The sequence below is a fragment of the Streptomyces sp. NPDC093111 genome (genome assembly GCF_040683955.1).
Taxonomy (GTDB): Bacteria; Actinomycetota; Actinomycetes; order Streptomycetales; family Streptomycetaceae; genus Streptomyces.
The window spans coordinates 359,443-372,865 of sequence record NZ_JBFBNW010000007.1 but is presented as its reverse complement, the minus strand read 5'-3'; the positions used below and the strand labels follow the sequence as shown (position 1 = coordinate 372,865).

General features: G+C 71.4%; 14 protein-coding genes. 6 read left to right on the top strand and 8 right to left on the bottom strand.

What is annotated here, in order from left to right:
* Positions 1-182 precede the first annotated feature (182 nt).
* Both lysS and AB0Q96_RS14985 read left to right on the top strand, forming a co-directional pair.
* Complete coding sequence (lysS, locus tag AB0Q96_RS14990; RefSeq protein ID WP_365325362.1) at positions 183-1,922, top strand: lysine--tRNA ligase; 1,740 nt, start codon at positions 183-185, stop codon at positions 1,920-1,922.
* Between the two features lie 239 nt (positions 1,923-2,161).
* On the top strand, positions 2,162-2,377 hold the full coding sequence (locus tag AB0Q96_RS14985; protein ID WP_365325360.1) for a hypothetical protein: 216 nt from the start codon (positions 2,162-2,164) through the stop codon (positions 2,375-2,377).
* A gap of 38 nt (positions 2,378-2,415) precedes the next feature.
* On the opposite strand, the gene AB0Q96_RS14980 is transcribed toward AB0Q96_RS14985, so the two are convergent.
* From AB0Q96_RS14980 to AB0Q96_RS14970, 3 genes are all read right to left on the bottom strand, one after another.
* A complete protein-coding gene (locus AB0Q96_RS14980) occupies positions 2,416-3,693 on the bottom strand; it encodes a DUF2637 domain-containing protein (RefSeq protein ID WP_365325359.1) in 1,278 nt (425 codons plus the stop codon).
* A 108-nt stretch (positions 3,694-3,801) separates the two neighbouring features.
* Positions 3,802-4,533: a DUF3558 domain-containing protein gene (locus AB0Q96_RS14975; RefSeq protein ID WP_365325357.1), complete on the bottom strand. Its 732-nt coding sequence runs from the start codon at positions 4,531-4,533 to the stop codon at positions 3,802-3,804.
* Between the two features lie 117 nt (positions 4,534-4,650).
* Complete coding sequence (locus tag AB0Q96_RS14970; RefSeq protein ID WP_365325355.1) at positions 4,651-5,529, bottom strand: DUF3558 domain-containing protein; 879 nt, start codon at positions 5,527-5,529, stop codon at positions 4,651-4,653.
* Positions 5,530-5,704: 175 nt separating this feature from the next.
* On the opposite strand from AB0Q96_RS14970, the gene AB0Q96_RS14965 reads away from it, so the two are divergent.
* Positions 5,705-6,898: an RtcB family protein gene (locus tag AB0Q96_RS14965; RefSeq protein ID WP_365325353.1), complete on the top strand. Its 1,194-nt coding sequence runs from the start codon at positions 5,705-5,707 to the stop codon at positions 6,896-6,898.
* 58 nt (positions 6,899-6,956) lie between these two features.
* Here the strand turns inward: AB0Q96_RS14965 and AB0Q96_RS14960 are convergent, their stop codons facing one another.
* The 3 genes from AB0Q96_RS14960 to AB0Q96_RS14950 all read right to left on the bottom strand — a co-directional run bounded on the left by AB0Q96_RS14960 (position 6,957) and on the right by AB0Q96_RS14950 (position 9,136).
* Positions 6,957-7,817 carry a hypothetical protein gene (locus AB0Q96_RS14960; protein ID WP_365325351.1) on the bottom strand — a complete coding sequence of 287 codons (861 nt, stop codon included), beginning with the start codon at positions 7,815-7,817 and terminating at the stop codon, positions 6,957-6,959.
* A 154-nt stretch (positions 7,818-7,971) separates the two neighbouring features.
* Positions 7,972-8,736 (bottom strand): SDR family NAD(P)-dependent oxidoreductase, encoded by a 765-nt coding sequence (locus tag AB0Q96_RS14955; RefSeq protein ID WP_365325349.1) that lies wholly within the window; start codon positions 8,734-8,736, stop codon positions 7,972-7,974.
* A 64-nt stretch (positions 8,737-8,800) separates the two neighbouring features.
* Entirely contained in the window at positions 8,801-9,136 is a 336-nt protein-coding gene (locus tag AB0Q96_RS14950) for a YnfA family protein (protein ID WP_365325347.1), read from the bottom strand.
* A 92-nt stretch (positions 9,137-9,228) separates the two neighbouring features.
* Between AB0Q96_RS14950 and AB0Q96_RS14945 the strand changes: the two genes are divergently transcribed.
* The gene (locus AB0Q96_RS14945; protein WP_365325345.1) at positions 9,229-9,711 is read left to right on the top strand and encodes a hypothetical protein; all 483 of its coding nucleotides are present in this window, start codon (positions 9,229-9,231) and stop codon (positions 9,709-9,711) included.
* 15 nt (positions 9,712-9,726) lie between these two features.
* Here AB0Q96_RS14945 and AB0Q96_RS14940 read toward each other — a convergent pair whose 3' ends face one another.
* Entirely contained in the window at positions 9,727-11,208 is a 1,482-nt protein-coding gene (locus tag AB0Q96_RS14940) for an FAD-dependent oxidoreductase (protein ID WP_365325343.1), read from the bottom strand.
* Positions 11,209-11,337: 129 nt separating this feature from the next.
* Here AB0Q96_RS14940 and AB0Q96_RS14935 point away from each other — a divergent pair, with 129 nt between their 5' ends.
* Both AB0Q96_RS14935 and AB0Q96_RS14930 read left to right on the top strand, forming a co-directional pair.
* The gene (locus AB0Q96_RS14935) at positions 11,338-11,898 is read left to right on the top strand and encodes a TetR family transcriptional regulator (RefSeq protein WP_365325340.1); all 561 of its coding nucleotides are present in this window, start codon (positions 11,338-11,340) and stop codon (positions 11,896-11,898) included.
* Positions 11,899-11,948: 50 nt separating this feature from the next.
* Positions 11,949-12,530: a MarR family transcriptional regulator gene (locus AB0Q96_RS14930; protein ID WP_365325337.1), complete on the top strand. Its 582-nt coding sequence runs from the start codon at positions 11,949-11,951 to the stop codon at positions 12,528-12,530.
* 101 nt (positions 12,531-12,631) lie between these two features.
* On the opposite strand, the gene AB0Q96_RS14925 is transcribed toward AB0Q96_RS14930, so the two are convergent.
* Complete coding sequence (locus tag AB0Q96_RS14925) at positions 12,632-13,369, bottom strand: Mut7-C RNAse domain-containing protein (RefSeq protein WP_365325335.1); 738 nt, start codon at positions 13,367-13,369, stop codon at positions 12,632-12,634.
* Positions 13,370-13,423 lie beyond the last annotated feature (54 nt).

The window sequence follows — 13,423 nt, the reverse complement described above, 5'->3', positions numbered from 1 at the left end:
CGGTGGTCTATTTCGCTTGTCAAGTGTCCCATGGGGCGGCAACGTGTTTTCTCCGCCTGTGGACAAAACGCCAGCCTGTGGACAACCTCGGAGCGCGCGCTTCCGTCTGGGACAATGGCGGAAGCAACGCCGCAGGGCCGCGAGGCCGTGCAGGGCATCAGGGAATCCAGCAAACCCCAGGAATGAAGGACGTACCGACCGTGGCTCAGAGCAGCACCGAGACCGACTGGGTCTCCCGTTTCGCGGACGAGGTCATCGCCGAGTCGGAGCGACGTGCGCCTGGCAAACCGGTCGTCGTCGCCTCCGGCCTCTCCCCGTCCGGCCCCATCCACCTCGGCAACCTCCGCGAGGTCATGACCCCGCACCTGGTCGCCGACGAGGTCCGCCGCCGCGGCCACGAGGTCCGCCACCTCATCTCCTGGGACGACTACGACCGCTACCGCAAGGTGCCCAACGGCATCGAGGGCATCGACGCGTCCTGGGCCGAGCACATCGGCAAGCCGCTGACCTCCGTCCCCGCCCCGGCCGGCTCCCCCCACGCCAACTGGGCGGAGCACTTCAAGGCGGCCATGGTCGAGGCCCTGGCCGAGCTGGGCGTCGAGTACGACCCCATCAGCCAGACCGAGCAGTACACCGCGGGCGTCTACCGCGAGCAGATCCTGCACGCCATGAAGCACCGCGGCGACATCGACGCCATCCTCGACCAGTACCGGACGAAGAAGGCCCCGAAGAAGCAGTCCCAGAAGCCCCTCGACGAGGCCGAGCTCGAAGCCGCCGAAGGCTCCGGCGCCGCCGGCGAGGACGACGGCTCGGGCGCCGGCGCAGGCTACTTCCCGTACAAGCCGTACTGCGGCCGCTGCGAGAAGGACCTCACCACCGTCACCTCGTACGACGAGGACACCACCGAGCTCGCCTACACCTGCACCGCCTGCGGCTACGCCGAGAACGTCAAGCTCAGCGAGTTCAACCGCGGCAAGCTGGTCTGGAAGGTCGACTGGCCCATGCGCTGGGCCTACGAGGGCGTCATCTTCGAGCCCTCCGGCGTCGACCACTCCTCGCCCGGCTCCTCCTTCCAGGTCGGCGGCCAGATCGTCGGCATCTTCGACGGCGTCCAGCCCATCGGCCCCATGTACGCCTTCGTCGGCATCAGCGGCATGGCCAAGATGTCCTCCTCCCGAGGCGGCGTCCCCACGCCCGCCGACGCCCTGGCGATCATGGAGCCGCAGATCCTGCGCTGGCTCTACGCCCGCCGCAAGCCCAACCAGTCCTTCAAGATCGCCTTCGACCAGGAGATCCAGCGGCTCTACGACGAGTGGGACAAGCTGGAGGCCAAGGTCGCCGACGGCACCGTCCTGCCCGCCGACGCCGCCGCCCACACGCGCGCCGCCCGCACCGCCGCCGGAGAGCTCCCGCGCACCCCGCGACCGCTCCCGTACCGGACGCTCGCCTCCGTCATGGACATCACCGCGGGCCACGACGAGCAGACCCTGCGCATCCTCACCGAGCTCGACCCGGAGAACCCGGTCACCACCCTCGACGAGGTCCGCCCCCGCCTCGACCGCGCGGAGAACTGGATCACCACCCAGGTCCCCGCCGACCAGCGCACCATCGTCCGCGCCGAGCCCGACACCGAGCTCCTCGGCACCCTGGACGACGAGGGCCGCGAGTCCCTCCGCCTCCTCCTGGAGGGCCTCGACAGCCACTGGTCCCTCGACGGCCTCACCACGCTCGTCTACGGCGTCCCCAAGGTCATGGCCGGCCTCACCCCCGAAGCCAAGCCGACCCCCGAGCTCAAGCTGGCCCAGCGCACCTTCTTCGCGCTGCTCTACCAGCTGCTCGTCAGCCGCGAGACCGGCCCCCGCCTGCCCACCCTGCTCCTCGCCGTCGGCGCGGACCGGGTGCGCAAGCTGCTCGGCGCGTAACCGGCACCGGTCACCCGGCCCGGCCACCACGGAAGGCCGTCACCCGCACCGCGGGCGACGGCCTTCCGTGTCGTCGGCGTCGTCGGCGTCTTCGGCGTCCTGGGCGTCGTCAGCGTCGTCAGCGTCGTCTGTGTCTTCTGCGTCGTCTGTGTCTTCTGTGTCTTCTGCATCCTTCGGCGGAGGGCGAGTTCCACCGTGGGCACGACGCGACGCCCACCGCGCCGGGAGACCGTGGAGACATGAAGAACGAAGCCCTCGCAGTCATCGGCTGGATCGCCCTCGTCCAAGGCGGACTCGGCGCCGCAGGCCGCCTCTTCGGAGACGGCCCCTGGGGCCTGCTCCAGAAATGGTGGGACATCCCCACCCCCGTCTACCTCGTCCTCTTCGCCCTCGGCGCCGCCCTCGCCGCGTACGGCGAGAACGAGAAGAGAAAGGCCAAGGCCACGACGGCCTGAGGAGAAGGGCGGCCGGCACCCACGGGACACGGGCGCGCCTACGGCGTGTGGGTCTCCGCCCACTCCTGCTCGATCCGGTGCCGCAGCTGCGGCGTCAGCTCCCGCAGGATCGACGCGCTCCGCGGATGCGTGATCCCGTGCATGTCACTCAGCCTTATGTCGAGCTGCTCCGACGTCGGGAACTCCTGGTGCTCCTCCAGGAAGTCCCACATCGCCTTGTACGCCGCCTCCGCGAACTCGTCCCCCGAAGGCTCCTCGTCCACGAACTCCGAGTACTCCTCGAACTCCTCGGGACCCGGCGGAGGAACATCCTCCGGACCCTGCGGAATCGGCACCGGCGTCGGCTCCAGACCCTCCACGATCTGCGGGTTGTACGAACCCTGATACGTCTCCGGCGACACCTCGGCCGCGAACCACTGGCTCTCCTGCGACGCCGCGTCGCCCTCCGGCACGGCCACCGGCCCCGGCCCCTGCCGCGGAACCTCCGCGAGCCGCACCGGCACACCACCCGCCACCGGCTGCGGCACCGACGCCTGCGCCTGCGTCAACTCCGGCTGCGGGAGCTGCTGCGCCTGCCCCGCCTGCACCGCCGGAACGGCCTGCACCGGCCCCGGCGGCAACAGCACCGGCTCCACACCCGCCGCCGCCAGACCCGCCGCCGCCGTCTCCGCCAACGGCACCCCGTACTTCGCCAGACGCAGCGGCATCAACGCCTCCACCGGCGCCTTACGCCGCCACCCGCGCCCGAACCGCGCCTGGAGCCGCGCCTGATAGATCAGGCGGTCCTGCTCCAGCTTGATCACCTGCTCGTACGAACGCAGCTCCCACAGCTTCATCCGCCGCCACAACCGGAACGTCGGCACCGGCGACAACAGCCACCGCGTCAGCCGCACACCCTCCATGTGCTTGTCGGCCGTGATGTCCGCGATCCGGCCCACCGCGTGCCGCGCCGCCTCGACCGCCACCACGAACAGCACCGGAATCACCGCGTGCATACCCACACCCAGCGGATCCGGCCACGCCGCCGCACCGTTGAACGCGATCGTCGCCGCCGTCAGCAGCCACGCCGTCTGCCGCAGCAGAGGGAACGGGATGCGCATCCACGTCAGCAGCAGATCCAGCGCCAACAGCACACAGATACCGGCGTCGATACCGATGGGGAAGAAGTACGAGAAGGTGCCGAAACCCTTGTCGATGGCGAGCTCGCGCACAGCGGCGTACGAGCCGGCGAAACCGATCCCGGCGATGACCACCGCACCGGCGACGACCATGCCGATGAGTATTCGGTGCGTCCGTGTCAGCTGCATCGCGGCCACCCGCGACCCCTCCCCGTCAAACGACAACTCGCGGGCACAGCGTGGCACACGCGCGACGGGCCCGACCCCCGGGGGAGGGACGGGCCCGTCATAAAACAGCTCAAACCGCTACTTGTTGGCCACCGCGACCGCCGCGACGGCCTCCTTCGCCGCCTTCAGCGCACCCTCCGTCACCGTCTTCGACGACGGACCGTCCGCACCCGCGTACCCCGCACCGTTGTACGACAGCAGCACCAGCACATTGCCCGTACGCGCCACCACCGACGCGTACGTGAAGTCCTCGTCCGTCTTCCGCAGCTGGTACGTCACCGTGTTCGCCTCGTCGCCGATGCCACCCGCGGTCATCGTCTTCAGCTGCTTGGCACCCTGCGTGCCCTGGATCTTGGCCAGCTCCTTGGCGAAGTTCTCCGACGCCCGCTCCTGACCACTGCCCAGCGTCGCGTCCGACGTGTACCGGTAGAAGGACACGTCGAGCCAGCGGTACTGCGAGCCCTTCACACCCTTGTCCTCAAGGCCGTTCCACGAACACCCGCCACGGCTGGCCGCGTCACTGGACTCGGCCGTCGTACCGTTCTTCGCCTTCGCCTTCGGCACCAGACTCGCCGTCGTCTTCGCCGACACCGCCTTGCACACGTCCGGCAGCTTCGCGAACTTCGCCGCCTCCACCGTCTTCGTCGGCGTGGGCTTCGGAGTCGCCGACGCCGACGACGAAGCCTCACCCGAGGAACCGGAGCCCTTGTCACCGGAATCCGAACCGGACGAGCAGCCGGCGGCGACGAGCATCACCGGGACGGCGGCACAGGCGAGTATGCGGGAGAGTCGCGAGGCGGATCGCTGCATGGTTCCTTCAGTCGCTTGTCGTACAGGCCCGCGCGTCACACGGACCGGGCGGCCGGCGGCCGGGGTACGCCGACACGTTACGTGGTCGGACCCCGCTCACGGAGCGGGTCCGAACCGCTACTCCTCCAGCCGCTCCGCGAGCAGCCGAGCCAGATTCCGGGCCTTTTCCTGCAGCTCCCCGCTGTCCGGAGCGTCCGCCGACGCCGTCGACTGCTCCTCGTACTGCACCGTCACGATCACGTTCGATGTGCGGAACACCACGCTCACGAGCCGCTTCACACCCGCCGGACCCGTCGTCGTCAGGGCGTCGTCCAGATACGCGACATCACCCGGACCGTCCAGGGAACGCGGCTCCAGACCGGTGGTCGGCGTCGAGGACGGAGCCGTCGCACCGACCGGCGGCTTGCCCGACCCGGCGGCGTGCCCGCCCGGAGCCTGCGGCGGACGCTGCCCGGCGGCCGGGGCGCTCGCCGTCGAGGTGGCGGTCGCCGTCGGCGTCGCGGTGGCCGTCGGCGTCTTCGGCGCCAGCGGCACACCGGCCGCCGTCTGCTTGCCGGCGAACACCTCCTGCGCCCGGTCGTCGTCGCTCACCGCCGGGTCGTACGAGACGACCCGCTCGATGTCCAGGGTGAGCCGGTGCGCCGCGTCGGGGGAGTCGGCCCGCCAGCTGCAGCCGACCCGGCGATCGGTGTCGAACGTGACCGCCGCGGTGCCTCGGTAGGCCCGCTCCCGCTCGACGTCCGGCAGCGCCGCGGCGCCCGGGAGCAGGTCCTTCAAGGTCGCCTGCGGGACGGCGCCGCAGGGCTCGAAGAGGGTGCGGTAACGCCCGGGGGGCACGGCCTGCGCGGCGGGCCCCGCCTTGGCGTCGACGGCGTCGACGTCCGCCTTCGCGCCGGAGGAGCAGCCGCTCAGGCCGATTCCCAGACCGAGGGCGAGGGCGGCCGCGGTGAGCACCGCGGGCCTGGACCGGCCGGGCACGTACGCCTTTCGCTGCACGATCCCAGGCTCCCTTCTCCCGGAGGCATCCCCCGAAAACCGTTTGTCGCGCCCCAGGGGGCGATGAACACAATGTCTATCGCACGCGCCGCTGTTGATGCCGGTCCGTAGTCACCTGTACGGGCTTGTGCTCCGGTTTTTGCGCTATCAGACTTATGGGGGGAATTGAGGCACTATGTCGTACGTAGAGGTAGCGGGCGCGAAGGTCCCCATCCGCCTGTGGACCGACCCGGCGTCGGTCGACGAGGGCGCGATGCGACAGCTCCAGAACACGGCGACCCTGCCCTGGATCAGGGGCCTGGCCGTCATGCCGGACGTGCACTACGGCAAGGGCGCGACGGTCGGCTCGGTGATCGCGATGCAGGGCGCGGTGTGCCCGGCGGCGGTCGGCGTGGACATCGGCTGCGGCATGTCCGCCGTCAAGACCTCCCTGACCGCGAACGACCTGCCGGGCGACCTGTCACGGCTGCGCTCGAAGATCGAGCAGGCGATCCCGGTGGGCCGGGGCATGCACCGAGAGATGGTGGACCCGGGCCGGCTCTTCCAGTTCCCGACGGCGGGCTTCGGGGACCTGTGGTCGCGGTTCGACACGGTCGCGGACTCGGTGAAGTTCCGGCGGGAGCGGGCCGAGAAGCAGATGGGAACGCTGGGATCCGGAAACCATTTTGCAGAGCTTTGTGTCGATATGTCCGATTCGGTGTGGCTCATGTTGCACTCGGGGTCGCGCAACATCGGCAAGGAGCTGGCCGAGCATCACATCGGCGAGGCGCAGAAGCTGCCGCACAACCAGGGGCTGGTCGACCGGGACCTCGCGGTGTTCGTCGCGGACACCCCGCAGATGGCGGCGTACCGCAACGACCTGTTCTGGGCGCAGGAGTACGCCAAGTACAACCGGGCGATCATGATGGCCCTGTTCCAGGAGGTCGTCCGGCGCGAGTTCCGCAAGGCGAAGGTGAGCTTCGACCCGGTGATCTCCTGCCACCACAACTACGTGGCGGAGGAGCGGTACGAGGGCATGGACATGCTCGTCACCCGCAAGGGCGCGATCCGGGCCGGCTCCGGTGAGTTCGGGATCATCCCGGGCTCGATGGGCACCGGTTCGTACATCGTGAAGGGCCTCGGCAACGCCGCCTCCTTCAACTCGGCCTCGCACGGTGCGGGCCGCCGGATGAGCCGGAGCGCGGCCAAGCGGCGCTTCTCGACGCGGGACCTGGAGGAGCAGACGCGGGGTGTGGAGTGCCGCAAGGACTCCGGCGTCGTGGACGAGATCCCGGGCGCCTACAAGCCGATCGAGCAGGTCATCGAGCAGCAGCGTGACCTGGTCGAGGTCGTCGCGAAGCTGAAGCAGGTCATCTGCGTCAAGGGCTGACCGGAACGGAGACAGGGTGCCGCGTCAGCGGCACCCTGTAGTTCGCCGTGGTGTCGGGCTACTCGGCGGGTGTCGGGGTCCGGCCGGTGCGGAGTCGCCACAGACGCATGGAGCAGCTTTGTTCGGTCCGGTCGAGGGCGACGGCCGCAGCGGCGGGGTCTCCGAGCCGCAGGAGTTCGCGGTCGTCCCTCTCGGTCCAGCGTCGACGCGGCGGTGCGATCCTCATGTCCGCCGGGCGTACCCAGGTCTGGATCGCCGCCGCGTTGGCCTTCTTGTGCTCCAGGGCGAGGCAGTCGGGGTAGTAGAGGTGCTTGGCGAGCTGCTGCGCCTGTTCCTTGAAATACGTGATGACGTAGACCTGGTCGCGGGTGTTGCGGCGGGCGATGCGCTCGGCCCCCGTGACCTTCTTCCCGTAGTGGCAGAGGTAGGCGGCCACGGCCGTACTGGCCGAGGTGAGCGAGAGGAACGGGATCCCTTGTGCGGTCCAGCCGAGGGACCCGTCGGCGTCAATGACGCCGCGGATGTAGTCGGGTCGGGAGAAGTCGACGCGCGGCGGCTTGATGGTTCGCGACTTCTTGCCGTGAGGGATCCCCAGCTCGTTGAGGGTGCTTCTGGCCTCCAGCGCGTGTAGCGACCACGTGGCGGAGTGGTGCTGTTCGGCGAAGTTGGTGGTGCGGACCCGTTCCGTGATGGAGCTGTAGTACGGGGTCAGGCGCTGGAACTCGTACAGGATGTGGGCGTCGCGCGCGTTGATCTCGACGGTCAGTGTGCCCTTGCGCCCCTTGCCCGCAGAGAGGTGCCCGTCGGCCTGGAGGAAGCCGAACATGTACGCGTACTCGGGGTTTTCCAGGTCCATGAAGGACGGCGTGGGTGCGGCGAGGTCGAACAGGGTCGGGGCGCTAGGGTCGTGTTCAGCCATGGGAAGTTTTCGCCTTCCTGATGGTGAGGCCCTCGGTCGGGATGGGAGTCCCGGCCGAGGGCCGTTCTGTATGGAGTTGTGTCGAGCCTAGGTTCGGGTTTCGTACGGTGTGGGGGTTTTGGGGCCGTTCACTCGAACGGGTGGGCGGTGGTCGTCAGAGCTCGCGGTGGACCTTGGTGTTGGAGGCCTGGGCTCGGGGGCGGACGACGAGGAGGTCGATGTTGACGTGCGGGGGGCGGGTGCAGGCCCAGGTGATGGTGTCGGCGACGTCGTCGGCCGTGAGGGGTTCGGCCACGCCGGCGTAGACCTTGGCGGCCTTCTCCGTGTCGCCGCGGAAGCGGGTCGTGGCGAACTCGTCGGTCTTGACCATGCCGGGGGCGATCTCGATGACGCGGACCGGGGTGCCGACGATCTCCAGGCGGAGGGTCTCGGCGAGGACGCGGGCGCCGTTCTTCGCGGCCACGTAGCCGCCGCCGCCCTCGTAGGTGGAGTGGCCCGCGGTGGAGGAGAGGACGACGACCGTGCCGTCGCCGCTCGCGGTGAGGGCGGGGAGCAGGGCCTGGGTGATGTGGAGGGTGCCGATGACGTTGACCTCGTACATGCGGCGCCAGTCCTCCGGGTCGCCGGTGGCGACGGGGTCGGCGCCGAGTGCGCCGCCGGCGTTGTTGACCAGGACGGCGAGGCTGCGGAACGCGGTGGCGAACTCGTCGACGGCGGCGCGGTCGGTGACGTCGAGGGCGTAGGCGGTGGCCTGGTGGCCGGCTTCGTTGATCTCGGCGGCGAGGGCTTCGATGCGGTCCTTGCGGCGGGCGGTGAGGACCACGCGGTAGCCGGCGGCGGCGAGCTGTCGGGCGGTGGCGGCGCCGATTCCGCTGCTCGCTCCGGTGACGACGGCGATGGGGGTACCGGCGGCAGTCATGACGTGCTCCTCGCGCGTGTGGTCGATTACGGTCGATCGCCCGGCCAGGATAGGCGGGGTGCGGTCAGCGGCCGCGCGGGGCGTACATGATCACGGCCATGCCGGCGAGGCAGATGAGGGCGCCGGTGACGTCCCAGCGGTCGGGTCGGTAGCCGTCGGCGACCATGCCCCAGGCGAGGGAGCCGGCGACGAACACGCCGCCGTAGGCGGCGAGGATGCGGCCGAACTCGGCGTCGGGCTGGAGGGTGGCCACGAAGCCGTAGATGCCGAGGGCGATGACTCCGGCGCCGATCCAGACCCAGCCGCGGTGTTCCCGGGCGCCTTGCCAGACGAGCCATGCGCCGCCGATCTCGAACAGGGCGGCGACGGCGAACAGGGCGATGGAGCGGGCGATCAGCATGGGGGAAGGGTGTCATCCCGTTCGTGTGGTCTTCGGGACACGCGGCTGACGGCTAGTCATAATGTATGGGTGTGTGTCGGTATGTTCCTGGTATGAGTGTGATGCGCAAGGCTCTGCTCGGCGCGGCCCTCGCCGCTGCCCTGACGGTCGGCACGGGGGCCGGCGCCCGCGCCGTCGGGCCCGGGGCCGAGGCCGAGGCCGATCTGGCCCATCACGGGCATGTCTCCCTCTGGGGCGGGCGGCTCGGGGTGTGGCTGGTCAGCGAGAATCACGGGCCCTCGGACGTCTCCCAGGCGACCGTACGGCTCGACTTCTCGGAGCCCATGGCGGGCGGCCAGGAGCTGCCGCCGGCCTGCCTGTGGAGCAGCGACCGGGTGGTGTCCTGCCGCACCGGTGAGCTGCGGGCGGCCGGCGCGGCCGGCGAACTGGCCCTCGATCTGCGGACGGCCGGGCGGCCGGACGAGCTGACCGTCGACATCCGCACGGCGTGGCGGGACGGGGTCGCCGACACGAACCCCCGGAACGACCGGCATCGCGTGCTCGTGCTGGCCACCGGGGATCCGTACGTCTTCTGACGCCCGCCGCCTCGATCAGGCGCTGAGCGGGGTCGTGTAGCCGTCCGGGCGGATCAGGACCGTCTCACGGCGGGCCGGGTCCGCCCAGGTGGCCCGTATCAGGCGGGCCGGTGCGACCGGGGCGGTCGGGGGCAGGGCCGGGCTCCGGCCCTCCGGGGCGATCAAGACGAACTCGCCCGCCCGCAGCGCCTCGTACAGGCGCCCCTCGCGCAGGGCCTCGTCCGGGGCGCGGCGGGCCCCCGAGGCGTACGCGATGCCGATGCCGCTGATCTGGCCCATGGCGCGGGTGGCGACCGGGCGGACCGTGCCGAGCAGCCGGGTGGCGAGGGTGCGGGCGGTGCGCTGGAGCGGGGTGCGGGCCATCGCGAGGCGTACGAGGGTGCCGCTGCTGCGCAGGACGGTGGCGCCGACCGGGTGGCGTTCGGCCTGGTAGCTGTCGAGCAGCGTCTCGGGGTCCCGGGCCTCGTCGCGCAGGACGGCGGCCAGCTTCCAGGAGAGGTTGGCGGCGTCCTGGAGGCCGGTGTTCATGCCCTGGCCGCCGGCCGGGGAGTGGACGTGCGCGGCGTCCCCGGCGAGGAAGACGCGGCCCGAGCGGTACGCCGGGGCCTGCCGCTCGTCGCTGTGGAAGCGGGAGACCCAGCGGGCGTCATGCATGCCGAGGTCGCTGCCGAGGGCGCGGCGGGTGATCGCCCGGACGTCGTCGAGGCCGACCGGTTCGGTGTCGTCGGCCTGCCGGGTCGCGTCCCAGCCCATCACCCGGTACCAGCCGTCGCCGAAGGGGGCGACGAAGGCGAAGGCGTCCTCCGCGGCGGTGACGGTGAGCAGCCTGCCCGGTTCCTCGGCGAGGCGGACGTCCGCCAGGACCATGGAGCGGATCACCGACGCGCCGGGGAAGGGCAGGCCGAGGGCCGTGCGCACGGAGCTGTGCACGCCGTCCGCGCCGACGAGGTAGCGGGCCCGGAGGGTGTCGCCCGTGGCCAGTTCGGCCGTCACCGCCGTGGCGTCCTGGCGGAGGGTGCGCAGCTCCGTCCCGTACCGGAAGTCCACGCCCGCGGAACGCGCCCGGCGTTCGAGGAGGCGCTCCACCTCGTACTGCGGCGTGAGGAGGAGGAACGGGAAGCGGGAGGGGAGCGCGGACAGGTCGAGCGTGAGGCGGCCGAAGAGGCGCAGGTCGGCGACCGGGGTGCCGGTGGCGACCAGTTCGTCGGCGAGGCCGCGGGCGTCGAGCTGCTCCAGGGTGCGGGCGTGGACGCTGAACGCGCGGGTGAGGTTGCTGATGCCGGGGGCTCTGCGCTCGACGAGGGTGACCCGCAGGCCGGCGGTGGCGAGATCACCGGCGAGGAGGAGGCCGGTGGGGCCCGCGCCGATGACGAGGACGTCGACAGCCGTATCCGTACCCGTACCCGGATCCGTAGCCGTACTCGGATCCGTACCTGCGCCCGTGTCCGTACCCGCGTCCGTGGGCTGTGAGTCGTTGCCCGTGCCCTTGGTGCTCATCGTTGCCTCCGAGAGGGTCCTGCTCGCGCATCAACGGCCGTTGGCCAACGCTTGTTGGTCAACGCTTGTTGGCAAGTCTGGACCCGTCGGGCATAGCGTGTCAACGCCCGTTGGCCTACAGTTGTTGGCATGACGACCGCACGCCGCTCCGACGCCACCCGCGCCGCGATCCTGGAGGCCGCCCGCGAGCACTTCGCCGGCGAGGGGTACGAGCGCGCGACCATCCGGGCCATCGCCCGTGACGCCGGGATCGACCCGTCGATGGTCATGCGCTACTACGGCAGCAAGGAGGGGCTGTTCACCGCCGCCTCCGACTTCGCGCTGGAGCTCCCCGAGCTCGGCGCGCTGCCCGCCCGGCACGTCGGCGCCGCGCTCGTCGCGCACTTCCTCGACCGCTGGGAGCGCGACGACGTCCTCACCGGGCTGCTGCGGGTCTCCGTCACCAACGCCGCCGGGACCGAGCGGATGCAGAAGATCTTCGAGGAGCAGCTCGGGCCGGTCACCCTCGGCGTCTGCCCCGACCCCGCCGAGGCGCCGCGCCGGGCCGCGCTCGTCGCCTCCCAGATCCTCGGCATGGCGCTCACCCGCTACGTGCTGCGCCTGCCGCCCGCCGTCGAGATGTCCCGCGAGGAGGTCGCCGCCTGGCTCGGGCCGACCGTCCAGCGCTACCTCACCGCCGAGCACCCCTAGGAGCGCCGTTCCGGCCGGGCGCCCCGGTGCCTGTTCCGTACACTCTCTGCATGCCGCAGAAGACCAGCGCACGGCGCGACGAGCTGATGACCGAGCTCCAGGGGGAGGCCCGGCGCTACATGGCCGCCTACGCCCTGTTCAACCAGGCGGTCGCCGACCACCTGGGGCTGCACCCGACGGACGTGCAGTGCCTCAACCTGCTCAGCCTGGAGCGCGACCCCGTCACCATCGGGCGGATCGCCGAGCTCACCGGGCTCACCACCGGCTCCGCCACCCGGCTCGTCGACCGCCTGGAGCGGGCCGGATACGTGCGGCGGGAGCGGGACGCGGTGGACCGCCGGCGGGTCATGGTCGCGACGGAGCCCGCTCGGATGGCCGAGCTCGGCACATTGTGGCGGCGGCTCAACGGGACCTGGGGCACCCTCTTCGACGGCTACAGCGAGCCGGAGCTGGCCCTGCTCACCGGCTACATGCGCAAGACGGTCGAGCTGAGCGCCGTACAGATCGAACGGCTGCGGTCGGGCGCGTTCTCGGGGCCGTCGGAGGAGACGGCCGGGGACCTCGGGGGCGCCCCGGAGCCTGCGGGCGACTCGGGCGACTCGGATGCCCCGGACGCCGGGAAGCGTACCTAGTCGGGCGGCCGTCGGGCGGCAGTCGGGCGGTCAGCCGCCAGGCAGACACCAGCCAGCCGCCAGCCCGGCACCCGCCAGCCATCCGCCGGCCCCGCGTCGCCTCAGCTCGCCGTCGCCTCGCCGAACTCCCGCAGCGCGTCGCTGACGACGGCCTCCAGGCGGGCGTGGTGGGCGCCCCGCCAGTACACCCGGTCGCACCTCGTGCACTGCGCGAAGACGTCGTACGTGTGCTCCGTGCCCTGCTCCAGCCGCTCGCGCACCGCGTCCTTGTCGGCCTCCGCCAGCTCCCCGTTGCACGCGGTGCAGCGGGTCCAGGGCGCGAGGCGCGGAGCGAAGCGGCCGAGGACGTCGCGGAGCTGCTCGTCGGGCTGGTCGCTGTAGACGTACGCACCGGCCCACAGCTCCCGGCGGCGCAGCAGACCCCGGTCGCGGGAGAGCAGCACGCGCCGCTCCTTCGCCGACCGCGCTGCCAGCGCCGGGTCGCCGATGTCCTCGCTCTCGTACGCCGCGTCGACGCCGAGCAGGCGCAGTCGCCGGGCGAGCGTGCCGAGGTGCACGTCGAGGAGGAAGCGGAGAGGGGCGCCGGGGACCGGCTGGGGGCGTGCGACGCCCTCGACGTCGACGGTCTCGCCCGCCGCCGGGACGTGCGAGGCCGCCACCGGCCGCCCGTCCACGAGCAGGCGCCCGGCCTCGGTCAGGGGCACGCCCAGCGACTCCACCACGTGGCCGAGCGAGGACGAGCCGTCGGTCGTCACGGCCGAGTGCCCCGAGCGGCGGTCGGCCGCCACGAAGAGGCGCAGGGCGGGGGCGAAACTGATCTGGATCTCCGGTCCGTTCACGGGGACAGGATGGCACCGGAGCAAGCGCCCGGCCAGGGAATTCCGGTGGCGCCC

Bases quoted from the DNA above. Each gene is read 5' to 3' on its own strand.
- AB0Q96_RS14960 (WP_365325351.1), bottom strand. From the start codon at position 7,817: ATGGCTGAACACGACCCTAGCGCCCCGACCCTGTTCGACCTCGCCGCA.
- AB0Q96_RS14950 (WP_365325347.1), bottom strand. From the start codon at position 9,136: ATGCTGATCGCCCGCTCCATCGCCCTGTTCGCCGTCGCCGCCCTGTTC.
- AB0Q96_RS14975 (WP_365325357.1), bottom strand. From the start codon at position 4,533: ATGCAGCGATCCGCCTCGCGACTCTCCCGCATACTCGCCTGTGCCGCC.
- lysS (WP_365325362.1), top strand. From the start codon at position 183: ATGAAGGACGTACCGACCGTGGCTCAGAGCAGCACCGAGACCGACTGG.
- AB0Q96_RS14945 (WP_365325345.1), top strand. From the start codon at position 9,229: ATGAGTGTGATGCGCAAGGCTCTGCTCGGCGCGGCCCTCGCCGCTGCC.
- AB0Q96_RS14955 (WP_365325349.1), bottom strand. From the start codon at position 8,736: ATGACTGCCGCCGGTACCCCCATCGCCGTCGTCACCGGAGCGAGCAGC.
- AB0Q96_RS14935 (WP_365325340.1), top strand. From the start codon at position 11,338: ATGACGACCGCACGCCGCTCCGACGCCACCCGCGCCGCGATCCTGGAG.
- AB0Q96_RS14930 (WP_365325337.1), top strand. From the start codon at position 11,949: ATGCCGCAGAAGACCAGCGCACGGCGCGACGAGCTGATGACCGAGCTC.
- AB0Q96_RS14940 (WP_365325343.1), bottom strand. From the start codon at position 11,208: ATGAGCACCAAGGGCACGGGCAACGACTCACAGCCCACGGACGCGGGT.
- AB0Q96_RS14965 (WP_365325353.1), top strand. From the start codon at position 5,705: ATGTCGTACGTAGAGGTAGCGGGCGCGAAGGTCCCCATCCGCCTGTGG.
- AB0Q96_RS14985 (WP_365325360.1), top strand. From the start codon at position 2,162: ATGAAGAACGAAGCCCTCGCAGTCATCGGCTGGATCGCCCTCGTCCAA.